Source organism: Allobosea lupini, assembly GCF_900109525.1.
Lineage (GTDB): Bacteria > Pseudomonadota > Alphaproteobacteria > Rhizobiales > Beijerinckiaceae > Allobosea > Allobosea lupini.
Genome location: NZ_FOAN01000014.1, coordinates 88,925 through 101,133, shown reverse-complemented (window position 1 = coordinate 101,133; position 12,209 = coordinate 88,925). Strand labels below are relative to the sequence as shown.

Annotated in this window: 12 protein-coding genes; 10 read left to right on the top strand and 2 right to left on the bottom strand. The window is 68.0% G+C overall.

The features are described from left to right. Positions 1 to 1,253: tetratricopeptide repeat protein (locus BMZ21_RS27775; RefSeq protein ID WP_091842518.1), on the bottom strand; the 1,253-nt coding region annotated here is incomplete at its 3' end. A 307-nt stretch (positions 1,254 to 1,560) separates the two neighbouring features. Between BMZ21_RS27775 and BMZ21_RS27770 the strand changes: the two genes are divergently transcribed. The 4 genes from BMZ21_RS27770 (at position 1,561) to BMZ21_RS27755 (ending at position 4,858) form a co-directional block, all read left to right on the top strand. Beyond that, positions 1,561 to 2,052, top strand: coding sequence for a hypothetical protein (locus tag BMZ21_RS27770; RefSeq protein WP_091842515.1), 492 nt, complete (start codon positions 1,561 to 1,563; stop codon positions 2,050 to 2,052). An 83-nt stretch (positions 2,053 to 2,135) separates the two neighbouring features. Next, entirely contained in the window at positions 2,136 to 2,591 is a 456-nt protein-coding gene (locus BMZ21_RS27765; protein WP_091842512.1) for a DUF4440 domain-containing protein, read from the top strand. 30 nt (positions 2,592 to 2,621) lie between these two features. Continuing rightward, entirely contained in the window at positions 2,622 to 3,842 is a 1,221-nt protein-coding gene (locus BMZ21_RS27760) for an MFS transporter (protein ID WP_091842510.1), read from the top strand. Between the two features lie 116 nt (positions 3,843 to 3,958). Next, the gene (locus BMZ21_RS27755; RefSeq protein ID WP_091842507.1) at positions 3,959 to 4,858 is read left to right on the top strand and encodes a LysR family transcriptional regulator; all 900 of its coding nucleotides are present in this window, start codon (positions 3,959 to 3,961) and stop codon (positions 4,856 to 4,858) included. On the opposite strand, the gene BMZ21_RS27750 is transcribed toward BMZ21_RS27755, so the two are convergent. Beyond that, a complete protein-coding gene (locus tag BMZ21_RS27750) occupies positions 4,839 to 5,504 on the bottom strand; it encodes a peroxiredoxin-like family protein (RefSeq protein ID WP_167561781.1) in 666 nt (221 codons plus the stop codon). The genes BMZ21_RS27755 and BMZ21_RS27750 overlap by 20 nt on opposite strands. 135 nt (positions 5,505 to 5,639) lie before the next feature. Here BMZ21_RS27750 and BMZ21_RS27745 point away from each other — a divergent pair, with 135 nt between their 5' ends. The 6 genes from BMZ21_RS27745 to BMZ21_RS27720 are packed head-to-tail and all read left to right on the top strand — an operon-like array spanning position 5,640 to position 12,204. Further along, on the top strand, positions 5,640 to 6,470 hold the full coding sequence (locus tag BMZ21_RS27745; protein ID WP_091842501.1) for a 3-hydroxybutyrate dehydrogenase: 831 nt from the start codon (positions 5,640 to 5,642) through the stop codon (positions 6,468 to 6,470). 22 nt (positions 6,471 to 6,492) lie between these two features. Beyond that, the gene (locus tag BMZ21_RS27740; protein ID WP_091842498.1) at positions 6,493 to 7,812 is read left to right on the top strand and encodes an NAD(P)/FAD-dependent oxidoreductase; all 1,320 of its coding nucleotides are present in this window, start codon (positions 6,493 to 6,495) and stop codon (positions 7,810 to 7,812) included. After that, complete coding sequence (locus BMZ21_RS27735) at positions 7,812 to 8,906, top strand: patatin-like phospholipase family protein (RefSeq protein ID WP_244544054.1); 1,095 nt, start codon at positions 7,812 to 7,814, stop codon at positions 8,904 to 8,906. Before BMZ21_RS27740 ends, BMZ21_RS27735 begins: the two co-directional genes overlap by 1 nt. 40 nt (positions 8,907 to 8,946) lie before the next feature. Continuing rightward, positions 8,947 to 9,453: a DUF6789 family protein gene (locus BMZ21_RS27730; protein WP_091842495.1), complete on the top strand. Its 507-nt coding sequence runs from the start codon at positions 8,947 to 8,949 to the stop codon at positions 9,451 to 9,453. Positions 9,454 to 9,478: 25 nt separating this feature from the next. After that, complete coding sequence (locus BMZ21_RS27725; protein ID WP_167561780.1) at positions 9,479 to 11,374, top strand: adenylate/guanylate cyclase domain-containing protein; 1,896 nt, start codon at positions 9,479 to 9,481, stop codon at positions 11,372 to 11,374. Positions 11,375 to 11,382: 8 nt separating this feature from the next. Next, positions 11,383 to 12,204: an MBL fold metallo-hydrolase gene (locus tag BMZ21_RS27720; protein WP_091842492.1), complete on the top strand. Its 822-nt coding sequence runs from the start codon at positions 11,383 to 11,385 to the stop codon at positions 12,202 to 12,204. The last annotated feature ends 5 nt before the right edge of the window (positions 12,205 to 12,209 follow it).

The following is a 12,209-nucleotide window of genomic DNA, read 5'->3' as shown; positions in this document are numbered from 1 at the left end:
GCGCGATCGTGCTCTCCGGACCGGATCAGGCTCTCGGCATAGGCCTGCTCGAACAGGTCGCGCTGGGCGTGGCTGCCGCCGACGGTAAGCAAGCCGTCACGGGCGGCGCCGAGCAGGCGAGCCGCCTCGCGGTAGTCGCGCTCGTGGAAGGCGATCAGCCCGAAGGCGGCGAGCGCACCGTTGCGGGCCGCGTCGCGCCGCTCGCCACTGGGATGGGCCTGCGCATCCGCGATCAGGCCACGGGCAATCGCATCGGCCTCCGCGGCATGGCCGGCGCCGAGCAGCGACAGGGCGTAGTGCAGGTCGGCGAAGACGAGGCAGCCATCGTGGACGCGGCCTTCCGCCCTGGCGGCGAGTTCGTCCCAACGGGAGCCGACATCGACGCCGGCGAATTCGAGCCGCGCCAGCAGCGAGGCGCCATTGGCGATGTCCCGATAATCGTCGGTCGACTCGGCCCGGATCTCCTCGTCATAGAGCCGCAGCACCTCGCCGGTCTCGCCACGCTCGAGCCGGAACAGGGCGAGATGCCAGACAATGTGGAAGCGCAGATTGTTGGCGTGGGCGATGTCGCGGCCGTCGCCGAGCCAGGCGATGCCCTCATCGGCCCGGCCGGTCATCTCCAGGACGTGGGCGACGGCGTGGCGACCCCAGGCGTCGCGCGGGCTCAAGGCGACGGCGCGACGCCCGGCCCGCTCGGCCTCGGCATAGAAGCCGCGCTCCTCGAGCGCGAAGGCATGACAGCCATGGACATAGCCGGCGAGCGGATGGCTCTCGCCGAAGCCGGGCGCGACGCGGCGCAGGGTCGAGAGCATCTCGACCTGGTCGCCGAGCATGAAGCGGATGCCGTGCGAGAGCTTGAGGGCCAGCACGTCGAAGGGATGAGCCAGGAGGATCGCCTCCAGCCGTTCCGCCGCGCGACGCGGGGCGCCGTCGAGCCAGAGCGCCAGCGCCTCGACCACCATCGCCTCGCGCCGTGTCACCAGCCGCAAGCGCGCTGCCGCACGCGCCTTCGCCAGGCAATCGCGGGCCGGAGCGGCCAATTCGGCCCGCGCCAGCGAGAGCAGCATCAGCCCCTTGGCGGCATGGGCCAGGGCGAAGTCGGGATCGGCGGCGAGCGTGCGGGCGAGATGATCGGGCGTGGCGGCGGCATGGGCGAGCAGCGCTTCGAGCGTATCGTTCCAGGCGAGGCGCGCGGCATCGTTCGCGACGGTGACGCGGTCGCCCGAGAGATCGTGATGCAAGGCGTAGGACATGGGCTGCTCCATTGCCGCGCCGCAAAGGGGCGCTCTTCAGGGAGTTCGCAGCGGCTCGATCAAGCGCCGTTCAATTCGCTTCACGGACCCGTGTCGATGCGGCGCTCTGAACAATGCTGACGGCAGTGGCGGAATGCGCGGCAGTCCAGCCTGCTCTGCGACGACGATCATGGCCCGCGATCGATGAGCAGGTGAAATAGCTTTCGGCTATCGAAACCAGAGAAAGCAGATATTTCAGCCGGCTCGATCTCTCCGGGATGCTGCCTTCCGGTCGCGGCATTGCGCGACATTCAGGAAGGAGACGGTCATGTCGAGACGATACGCACCTGCAATCCGCGGCCTGCTGGCGGGGGCCGCCTGCACCGCTGCGCTCATCCAGGGCATCAGTGCAGCGCAGGCCGGCACCTGCCCGGCCGACAAGCAATTGAAGCAGCCGCGCACGGTCGAGAACGCGCCCGACGTCGGCATCCGGCGCGAAACGCTGTCCGTCGTGAACGTCACCGGCTGGCGCAATCTCGGCGATCTGCGCCTGCGCACGCGCCGCCTGACCGTCGCGGTCAACGGGATCGTGCCCTTCCATCGCCATGACGACCGCCCCTCGATCGTCTACGTCGCCTCCGGCGAGATCATCGAGCACAGCGCCTTCTGCTCGGTCCCAATCACCCACCGGACCGGCGAGTGGACGCCCGAATTCGGGCCCGGCCACGCCCATTGGTGGGAGAACAAGTCGGGCAAGGAAGTGGTCCTGCTCTCCTCCGACATCGTCCCGCCGGACATGCTCGACGATCCCGACATGTAACGCCCGATCATGCCGATGCGGGCCGGCCTTCGCCGCCCGCCATCCGGTGCCCCGATCCAACCCGCATCCTGTCGGAGGTCGTCATGCTGACGAAGGTCTTCATCGCCCTGGTTGCCTTGTCCTTCGCCGCGCCCGCCGCGGCCGAGACCGAGACTGAACGTGCTGTCACATCGCTCTACGAGCGGTTCGTCGCCGCCCAGAACGCGCGCGACACCAAGGCGGTGCGGGCGTTGATGTGGGATTCGCCGAGTTTCGTCTGGATCAGCGATGGCAAGGCGTTCTGGGGCGCCGACCGGATGATCGAACGCATGAGCGCCTTCCAACGCTCCGATGTCTGGGAGGTGAAGCCGGATCGGGAGCGTGCGCGGGTCGTCGAGGTCAGCCCGGTCAGTGCAGTGCTCTACCAGCCGCTGAAGCTGACATTGGGTTCCAGAGCCGACCCGCAACGGATCGCGTTCCTCGTCAACGTGCTGTGCGTGCGCACGCCCGACGGCTGGCGGGTCGGCGCGCTCTACACCACCGAGGAAAACCCGAACTGAGCCGGGCCCGGGCACGGCTGCATCCCGAGGATGGGAATGATGCGAAGCGAGAGCGCTCCGGCCGCCATGGCGATGCCGGTCACGAACCCGCGTTCCTGGCTGCGAACCTTCGTGATCGCGCTGACGGCCTTCCTGACGCTGGTCGATCTGTTCGCCATGCAGGCAATCCTGCCGGCGCTGATCCGGCACTATGGCACGAGCCCCGGCGTGATGGGCGTTGCGGTCAATGCGAGCACCATCGGCATGGCGCTGTCGAGCCTCGCCACATCCTATCTGAGCGCCTCGATCGACCGGCGCCGCGGCATCATGATCAGCCTCGCCCTGCTCGCGATACCGACCGCGCTGCTGGCCGGCGCGCCGAATCTTGCGACCTTCACCGGCCTGCGCGTGCTGCAGGGTGTGTTCATGGCCGCGGCCTTCACCTTGATGCTGGCCTATCTCGGCGAGCATTATTCGGCCAGTGACGGCGCGGCGGCCTTCGCGGCCTATATCGCTGGAAACGTCGCCAGCAACTTCTTCGGGCGGCTGCTGTCGGCCTCGGTCGCCGACAGGTTCGGGCTGCCCACCACCTTCTATGCTTTCGCCGTTCTCAATCTGGCGGGCGCCGTCCTGGTGCATGCCACCGTGCGGCGGGCCCCTCCGATGGCGACAGCGACGGCCCCCGTCACCGGTGCGTTGCGGCTGCATCTCGCCGATCCGCAGCTTCGCGCGAGCTTCGCGCTCGGCTTTCTGATCCTCTTCGCCTTCATCGGACTGTTCACCTATGTGAACCTCGTCCTGACCGCGCCGCCTTTGGCGCTCGGGATGATGGAGATCGGCTTCGTCTACTTCGGCTTCGCGCCCTCGGTCGCGACCACGCTCTTGGCGGGCTGGCTGGTGCTGCGCCTCGGCACACGGCGGAGTCTCCTGGCGAGCCTGGGCCTTGCGCTCGCCGGCTTGCCGCTGCTGCTGCTGCCGTCCCTGGCGGCCGTGCTCGGCGGGCTGGTCCTCTTCGCTATCGGCACCTTCGCCGCACAGGCGATCGCGACAGGCCACGTCGGCCGGACGGCGCAACGCGAACGCGGCGCGGCGAGTGGACTCTATCTCGCGAGCTATTTCCTCGGCGGCCTCGTGGGCAGCGTCATCTTGGGCCAGGTCTTCCAACGCTTCGGCTGGAGTGCGACCGTGCTCGCCATCGGCGTGACGCTGTCTGCAGCCGCTGGGCTTGCCATGACGCTCGACCGCGATGCGGGCGCAGCGGAGCGCGGATAGGCGGCGCGTTTCCGGCAGCTGCCTGTAACCAAACCGCCCGCGCCCGCGAATATCCACCCGATGGCGCCAGATCACCATCGAGCAGCGCGGCCAAGTCTGCCATCCGGGGGATTGGCATGGAAATGCATCAGATCCGCTACTTCCTGGCGGTCGCGCGCAGCCTGAACTTCACGCGCGCCGCGGAGCAGTGTCATGTCGCACAACCGTCGCTGACGCGCGCCATCCAGAAGCTAGAGGATGAGCTCGGCGGATTGCTCCTGCATCGCGAGCGGCAGAACACGCATCTCACCGAGCTCGGCCGGCTGATGCTGCCGCATCTGGAGCGCACCTATGTCGCGGCTCAGGCGGCGAAGGAACTGGCGCGCGGCGTCAGCAAGGGCGACATGGCGCATTTGCGCCTCGGCATCCTCGAAACGGTTTCCGCGGCGGTGCTGGCGGGCCTGCTCGAAAGCCTCAACACCTGCCTCAACGGTTTCGATCTCACGCTCGTAAGACTGCCGCACAGGGATCTCGTCGCCCGCGCTCTGGAGGGCGATTTCGATCTGGTCTTCCTGAGCGATGCGGTGGAGTTGCCCGAGCGCATGCGCAGCTGGTCGCTCTTCCGGGAAGGCAGCCGGCTTGTCGCGCCGCAGAGCCATCCTCTGACTCGCAAGACCAGCATCGCGCTCGACGATCTCGTCGGCGCTGAGATGATCGATCAGATCAGCTGCGTCGATCACGAGCGCTTTAAGTTCGTCTGCGCCTGCAAGGATGTCGCGGTGCGCTTCCGCCATCATGTGCAGGGCACCGACGAATTGCAGCGTCTGGTCCGGTCCGGCTTCGGCCTCGGCGTGCTGCCGGCGAGCGTCCCGCTGATCGAAGGCCTGGCGATGATCCCCTTCGAGGAGACCATCCCGGCGCGCAGCGTTGCCGTTGCGGTGGTCGCCGGCCGCCCCTTCCAGACCGCAACGGAGGCCTGCCTGCGCCTCGCGCGGTCCCGCGACTGGGACGATGCGGTCAGGCTGGCGCCGCTTTGAGCTGGGTCAGTGTCGCCAGGATCTCGGCCGGATCCATGCGATAGCGGAAATCCGGCTCGACGAAGGCTGAGGCGATCTGACCGTCGGGCGCCACCACATAGGTCGCCGGGATCGGCAAGAACCAGGACGGGTTACCGTTGATGCGCGCCAGATCGTAGCCGAGATGCTCATAGATCTCGCGAACCTCGCCAGGCACAGAGATGACGAGCCCGAACGCCAGGGCGAGGCCGAGATCGACGTCGCTGAGCACGTTGAACGGCAAATCGTGCTGGCGTGCGACCGCCAGGCCGCGACCGCCGATCTCGCAGGAGACCACGGCGACGCGCCCACCCAGCGCGGCGATCTCATCATGGGCATCGCGCAGCGCCGTCAGCTCGGTCTGGCAATAGGAACACCAGGCACCGCGATAGAAACTGAGCACGAGCGGCCCGGTCGAGAGAAGCTCGGCCGAGGTGACGAAGCGGCCATCGGCCGCGGTCAGACCGAAGGCCGGCATCGCGTCGCCGGCCCGCAAGGCCCCGGCCCCAGCACCGCTTCGTGCAAGATGCTCGACCATACGGTCATAGGCCTGCGCGATCTGCGGGCGCTCGCGCGCGAGCCATTGGCGCAGCTCGGCAAGGCGTTCGGCAAGGGACGTGTCGCTCATGAGGCGAGGCTGCTCGCGCCGCCCGGCCGCGGCAACAAAAATCGCCATAGCCGGCGGCTATGGTCACGACAGCGCATCGGCATTTCCCGGAGCCGGCCGCCATCCGCATCCTCTTCCGCAGCAAGGAGAGATGCGATGAACGTCCACGCCACAGCCGCTTCCGCGATCACCAGCCACCCACGCCCTCTCGCAGGCCGGACCGCCGTCGTCACTGGCTCCACCAGCGGCATCGGCCTGGGCATTGCCAAGGCGTTGGCGGGCGCTGGAGCCAATCTCGTCATCAACGGCTTCGGCGATCCGCGCAGCATCGAGCAGACGCGTCTGAGCCTGGAGGCAGCCGGCGACGTCACCGTGCGCTTCGACGGCAGCAATCTCGCCGAACCGGCCGGCGTAGCCACGCTGATCGAGGGCGCGGTGGCGGCTTTCGGCCAGGTCGACATCCTCGTCAACAATGCCGGCATCCAGCATGTCGCGCCGGTCGAGGCCTTTCCGGTCGAGCTTTGGGACGCGATCATCGCGCTCAACCTCTCGGCAGCCTTCCACGCCACGCGGGCCGTCTTCGCCGGAATGAAGGAGCGCAGCTTCGGCCGGATCGTGAACGTCGCCTCTGCGCATGGCCTCGTCGGTTCGCCGTTCAAGTCGGCTTATGTCGCCGCCAAGCACGGCATCGTCGGTTTCACCAAGGCAGTTGCGCTGGAGGGCGCCGAATACGGCGTCACCGTCAATGCAATCTGCCCCGGCTATGTCTGGACGCCGCTCGTCGAGAAGCAGATCGAGGAACAGGCCAAGGCGCACGGCATCGCGCGCGACCGCGTCGTCAAGGAGATCCTGCTCGCGGCCCAGCCCAACAAGCGCTTCGCGACCGTCGAGGAGATCGGTGCCCTGGCCGTCTTCCTCGCCTCCGAGGCTGGCGCCTCGATGACCGGCACGGCGATCCCGGTCGACGGTGCCTGGACGGCTCACTGATCAGCAAAGCGAGGAATTCGCCATGGCCGCCATAGCGACGACAACGACCATTCCGCGGGTTGTGATCATCGGCGCAGGCTTCGGCGGCCTCGCTGCGGCGCACGCCCTTAAGCATGCGCCGGTCGACCTGACGATCGTCGACCGGCGCAATTTCCACCTGTTCCAGCCGCTGCTCTATCAGGTCGCGACCGCCAGCCTCTCGCCGGCCGACATCGCCGCGCCGATCCGCTCGGTGCTGCGTGGCCAGGCCAATGCCCGCGTCGTGCTCGACAAGGTCGTCGATGTCGATCGCCGCGCCCGCCGCGTGGTAACCGAGAACGGCCGCAGCATCCCCTTCGACTATCTCGTCGTCGCGACAGGCGCCCGGCACAGCTATTTCGGCCGTGACGACTGGGCCGTGGCTGCGCCGGGGATCAAGACGGTCGACGATGCGACCCGCGTCCGCGCCAAGATCCTCAAGGCGCTGGAGGAAGCGGAGCTCGAAGACGACGAGGCGATCCGCAAGGCGCTGCTGACCTTCGTCATCGTCGGCGGCGGCCCGACCGGCGTCGAGATGGCGGGCGCCATCGCCGAGCTCGTCCGCCATGCGGCCGGCCGCGACTTCCGCCGCATCAGTTCCGACAACATCAGTATCGTGCTGGTCGAGGCCGGGCCACGCATCCTCCCGGGCTTCCGCGAGGAGCTGAGCAGCTCGGCTCATCATGCGCTCGAAGCCATGGGCGTCAGCGTCGCAATCAGGACCATGGTGACCGATGTCTCGGACGAGGGAGTGATGCTGGGCGCGATGCGCCTTCCGGCCCGGACCGTGATCTGGGCCGCGGGCGTCAAGGCCTCGCCTGCCGGGCGCTGGCTCGATGCTCCGGTCGATCGCGCCGGCCGAGTGAAGGTCGAGGCGGATTTCTCGCTGCCGGACGATCCCGCGATCTTGGTCATCGGCGACACGGCCGCCTATGCCGGAACGGACGGCGCCATGCTGCCGGGTGTCGCCCCGGCGGCGAAGCAGGCCGGGCATTGGGTGGGCAGTCTGATCGCGACGCGCGTTCTCTCGGCGCCCGAGCCCGTGCCGTTCCGCTATCGCGATGCCGGTTCGATGGCCACCATCGGCAGAAAATTCGCGATCGTCGACCTGGGCTGGCTCCGGCTCACGGGCTTCCCGGCCTGGCTGCTCTGGTCGGCCGCACATGTCTGGTTCCTGATCGGCTTCCGTAGCCGGCTCTCCGTCGCGACGAGCTGGCTCTGGTCCTACCTGACCTATGAGCGCGGCGCCCGCCTGATTACCGGCCGCGAGATCGCGCTGGCCAGGCCCGCGACAGAAACCCTCCAGCAGAAGGACGCCGCCTGATGTCCCCGTCGACCGTTCTCGATCACGAAGCCCGCCCGCAGCCGGAAGGCATGGCGGATGTCCCGGGCGCCAATGCGCCGACCATCAATCTCGCCCTCCAGGGCGGCGGCGCCCATGGCGCCTTCGGCTGGGGTGTGCTCGACATGCTGCTGGAGGACGGGCGCATCGAGATCGACGGCCTGTCCGCGACCAGCGCCGGTGCGATGAACGCCGTCGTCTACGCCTATGGCAAAATGGCCGGCGGCAAGGCGCATGCCCGCGAATTGCTGGAGCTCTTCTGGCATCGGATCAGTCGCGCCGGCCGGACCGCCAGCCCCTACCAGCAGACCCCCTTCGATCTCTGGCTGGAGGGTTTCGGCGTCAAGGAGCCGGTCAGCTACCGCTTCTTCGAGGCCCTGACCCGGACCTTCTCGCCGCACCAGCTCAATCCGCTCGGCTTCAACCCCTTGCGCGACGTGCTGACCAGCGTCGTCGACTTCGACGCCCTGCGGGCGTGCCGCTGCACCCGCCTGCGGCTCTGCGCGACCAATGTGAAGACCGGCAAGCCGCAGATCTTCACCAATGAGATGATGTCGCCGGAGGTCGTCCAGGCCTCCGCTTGCCTGCCGATGCTGTTCCAGGCCGTGGAGGTCGACGGCCATCACTACTGGGATGGCGGCTATGTCGGCAATCCCGCGATCTACCCGCTGATCTACGATGCGCAGGCGCGCGACATTCTCGTCGTCCACATCAATCCGATCGTGCGGCCGGACGTGCCGAACGACCCCTCCGAGATCTTCAACAGGATCAACGAGATCAGCTTCAATTCCTCGCTGATCCGCGAAATGCGGGCGATCGCCTTCGCCACCAAGCTGATCGATGAGGATTGGATCCGCCCCGAGCATCGCGACAAGCTGCGGCGCGTCTTCATCCACGCGATCCGCTCAGACGATGCGATGGCCGAATTCTCGATCGCGTCGAAGTTCAACACGAGCTGGTCTTTCCTGACGCGCCTGCGCGATCTCGGCCGCGCCGCGGCGGCGCAGTGGATCGCCGCGCATCTCGACGACATTGGCCAGCGCTCCACCGTCGACCTTCACCAGGAATACCTCTGAACCGCCAGTTCCGCGGCAACCGACTTCCAAGGAGGATCTCATGAGCATGACGACCGCCACCAACACACCGGGGGTTATCGCCCGCCTGGTCCCCACCGCCCGCCAGAGCTGGCATCTCGTGCTCGGAGGCTTCGCCGCCACCGGCTTCTACGAGATCTGGGCCAATTGGCCGACGCAGCTCTTCGCGGGCTTTCCACTCGAACCGCCGGCGCTGGTCAAGCTGCTGTTCCAGCGCCAGTTCGGCCTTTCCGTTCCGGATGTCTGGGCCAAGGCGCTGCACTACGTCACCGGCTTCATCGTCTACCCTCTCGGCTACTGGCTGACGACACGGCTGGTGCGGCTCGGCCATCCCGCCGATGGCTGGCTCTGGGGGGTGGTCACCTACTTCATCGCGCTCGGCCTGCTGGCGCCGCTAGCCGGCCTGCCTTTCCTGCTGATCGGCGACAACCTGCAGCTCTCCCTGATGAGCCTGATCGGCCATGCCATCTTCGGCTATGTGCTGGCGGTGGTGTTCCAGGCCCTCGAAACCACCCATCCCTCCGGCTGACGGCCGGCCGTTGCGGGAGGCCACGATGCGCACGGGCCTGCAGACCATCCTGACGACGCTCGCGCTCGGTTGCGTGCTGATCGTGGCTGGCAGCGTGCATATCGCCTGGTGGCGAACCGCGACGCGCAACAGCACGGCGCTTGCCATCGAGATCGAGCGACAGGTCACGACCTCGGTCCGCCACGAGTGGTGGGCGCAGGTCACCGGCGCAGAAGCTGCCTGGGGCGCCGCCGCCAGGCTGATCGAACGGGACAGCTCGCTCGCCGCACGCGACGCGGCCCTGACGCAGCCGCTTGGAAGCATGTCGCTCGTCACCGCGCTGGCCCATGAGGGGACGAAGGGCACCGTCGCGGCGATCGAGCCCGGCAAGCGCGGCGGCGAGCCCCGGCTGCAGACCGTGGCCGGGATCTGGCCGGCGGCCGATGCCTCCACACCGGGCTGGGTTTCCGCCATCGACCCAGCCGAGGCAGAGCCGGCGGTTGCCTATGTCGGCCGGCTGTCCGATGGCAGTCGCCTCGGCGCCTTCGTGGCACTCTCGCAATTCTCCAGGCTCCTCGGGCAGATCGCGGTCGGCCGGACCGGCGGCGCGGCGGTCATCGACCCCGCCGGCCGCCTTGTCGTCGAGCCGGCCGGCCATGACCGGGATCGCACGAAGCTGATCAAGGTCAGCCGCCGCATCGGCGCAGCGCTGGCGCAGCGGGCGGAGCAAAGCGAGCCGGTGCCCGAACGCATCGCCGTCGAGCTGGCCGGGGAGCGCTTCGCCGTCGGGCTGTCACCACTGCATTTCCAAGGCTGGCAATTCGCGGTCATCGTGCCGGAAAGCGACTTCCTGGGGGAGATCGATGCGACCACCCGCCGCGTGGGCATTGGCCTTGCCCTCGCCATCGCCCTGGCGGGACTGGTCGCCGCTGCCCTGGCGAAACTGCTGCTGGTCCAGCCGATCCGTGCGGTGGTCGCCGACCTGGCCCATCTCGAACGCTTCGAGCTCGACGCATTGGTCCATCGTCGTTCGCGCCTGATCGAGATCGACCAACTTTCCGCAGCCCTCGCGCGCATGGCGGCAGGGCTGGCGAATTTCGGCCGCTTCATCCCCGTCGATCTGGTGCGGGAACTGGTCGCGCATGGCGGCCGGGCCGAGCCGGGCGGCACGTCAGCCCGCATCACCATCCTGTTCGCCGACCTCGCCGGCTTCACACGTCTAGCCGAGCGCCTCGGGCCGGCCGTGCTGCCGGTCGCCAGCCGGTTTCTAGAACTCGCCTCGGAAGCGGTGGAGCGGCGTGCAGGCACGGTCGACAAGTTCATCGGCGACGCGGTCATGGCCTTCTGGGGTGCGCCACGGCCGCAGCCGCATACGGCCCTGGAAGCCTGCCGTGCCGCGCTCGCCATCGTCGCGGAGACGGCAGCGGCCGGGTTGATGGATGCCGAAGGGCAGCCGCTCAAGGTGCGCGTCGGCCTGCATTCGGGCGAGGCCATCATCGGCAATATCGGATCGCGGACCCGGCTGAACTACACCGCGATCGGCGACAGCGTGAACCTCGCGAGCCGGCTTGAAGGTGCCAACAAAGCCTATGGCACCGCTATCCTGATCAGCGAGGAGACACGGCGCGAAGCGGGCGAGGCCATCCTCGTGCGCGAGGTCGACTGCATCGCAGTCTACGGGCGCGACCTTGGCGTCACCGTCTATGAGCTCCTCGGACTGTCCGCGACGACGATCTGCCCGGCCTGGGTCGAGTGCTACGAGCGGGCACTCGCCGCCTATCGGCAGCGCCGCTTCCGCGATGCGCTGCACCTCATCGAGACCTGCCTGGCGCAGAAGCCGGGCGACGGCCCGGCCGTGGCGCTGGCGGAGCGCTGCCGAAATCTGCTCACGGCCCCGCCGCCGCCGGACTGGCAGCCCGTTCACGCTTTGCAGACGAAGTGAGGTTTGCGATGAGCGATTTCAGCGTCCGGTTCTGGGGCACACGCGGCTCGATGCCGGTGTCGGGCGAGCACTTCCGCACGTTCGGCGGCAACACGATCTGCATCGAGGTCGCGATCGGCGAGCAAACCTTCATCGTCGACTGCGGATCGGGTGCGGTCGAGCTGGGACGCGCCCTGCTCGCCGGCGGACGGCGCTCGGCCTGGCTGCTCCTGACCCATGTCCATCTCGACCATGTCATCGGGCTGACCGGATTCGCCCCGCTCTTCAGCCCGGATTTCACCCTCGGCATTCGCGCGCCGCGCCGAACCGACATCAGCGTTCATCAGAGCTTGCGACTGTTGTTCCAGGAGCCACTGAGCCCGATCGGATTCGCCTCGCTGCCGGTGCGTCTGGACGCCGTGAGCTTCGAAGCAGGCCTGAACATCACCCTGGACGACACCGTCATCCGTACCGTCACCCTGCGCCACGGCGTCGCCACTTGCGGCTATCGTTTCGACCATGGCGACCGTGCCTTCGTGATCCTGACAGATCACGAGCACATGGGCGACGCGCCCGATCCCGATCTGGTCCGCTTCTGCCGCGATGCCGACCTGATCGCCTATGACGCGATGTGGTGCGCCGACAGCGACTACCCGGCGCATCGCGATTGGGGGCATTCGACTTGGCAGGCCGGGCTCGCATTGATGCGGGCGGCGGGCGCCCGACGGCTCGCCTGCCTCCATCACGCGCCGACTGCGGACGACGCTGTGCTGCGTGACCGCGAGGCGCGCCTGCAGTTGCTGGCGCCCGAGAGCTTCTTCGCCCGCGACGGCGATGTCAGCTCGCTCTGAAGCGC

Coding starts and splice junctions, on each gene's coding strand:
- BMZ21_RS27745 (WP_091842501.1), top strand. CDS start 5,640: ATGAACGTCCACGCCACAGCCGCTTCCGCGATCACCAGCCACCCACGC.
- BMZ21_RS27765 (WP_091842512.1), top strand. CDS start 2,136: ATGCTGACGAAGGTCTTCATCGCCCTGGTTGCCTTGTCCTTCGCCGCG.
- BMZ21_RS27735 (WP_244544054.1), top strand. CDS start 7,812: ATGTCCCCGTCGACCGTTCTCGATCACGAAGCCCGCCCGCAGCCGGAA.
- BMZ21_RS27755 (WP_091842507.1), top strand. CDS start 3,959: ATGGAAATGCATCAGATCCGCTACTTCCTGGCGGTCGCGCGCAGCCTG.
- BMZ21_RS27725 (WP_167561780.1), top strand. CDS start 9,479: ATGCGCACGGGCCTGCAGACCATCCTGACGACGCTCGCGCTCGGTTGC.
- BMZ21_RS27730 (WP_091842495.1), top strand. CDS start 8,947: ATGAGCATGACGACCGCCACCAACACACCGGGGGTTATCGCCCGCCTG.
- BMZ21_RS27770 (WP_091842515.1), top strand. CDS start 1,561: ATGTCGAGACGATACGCACCTGCAATCCGCGGCCTGCTGGCGGGGGCC.
- BMZ21_RS27740 (WP_091842498.1), top strand. CDS start 6,493: ATGGCCGCCATAGCGACGACAACGACCATTCCGCGGGTTGTGATCATC.
- BMZ21_RS27720 (WP_091842492.1), top strand. CDS start 11,383: ATGAGCGATTTCAGCGTCCGGTTCTGGGGCACACGCGGCTCGATGCCG.
- BMZ21_RS27760 (WP_091842510.1), top strand. CDS start 2,622: ATGGGAATGATGCGAAGCGAGAGCGCTCCGGCCGCCATGGCGATGCCG.
- BMZ21_RS27750 (WP_167561781.1), bottom strand. CDS start 5,504: ATGAGCGACACGTCCCTTGCCGAACGCCTTGCCGAGCTGCGCCAATGG.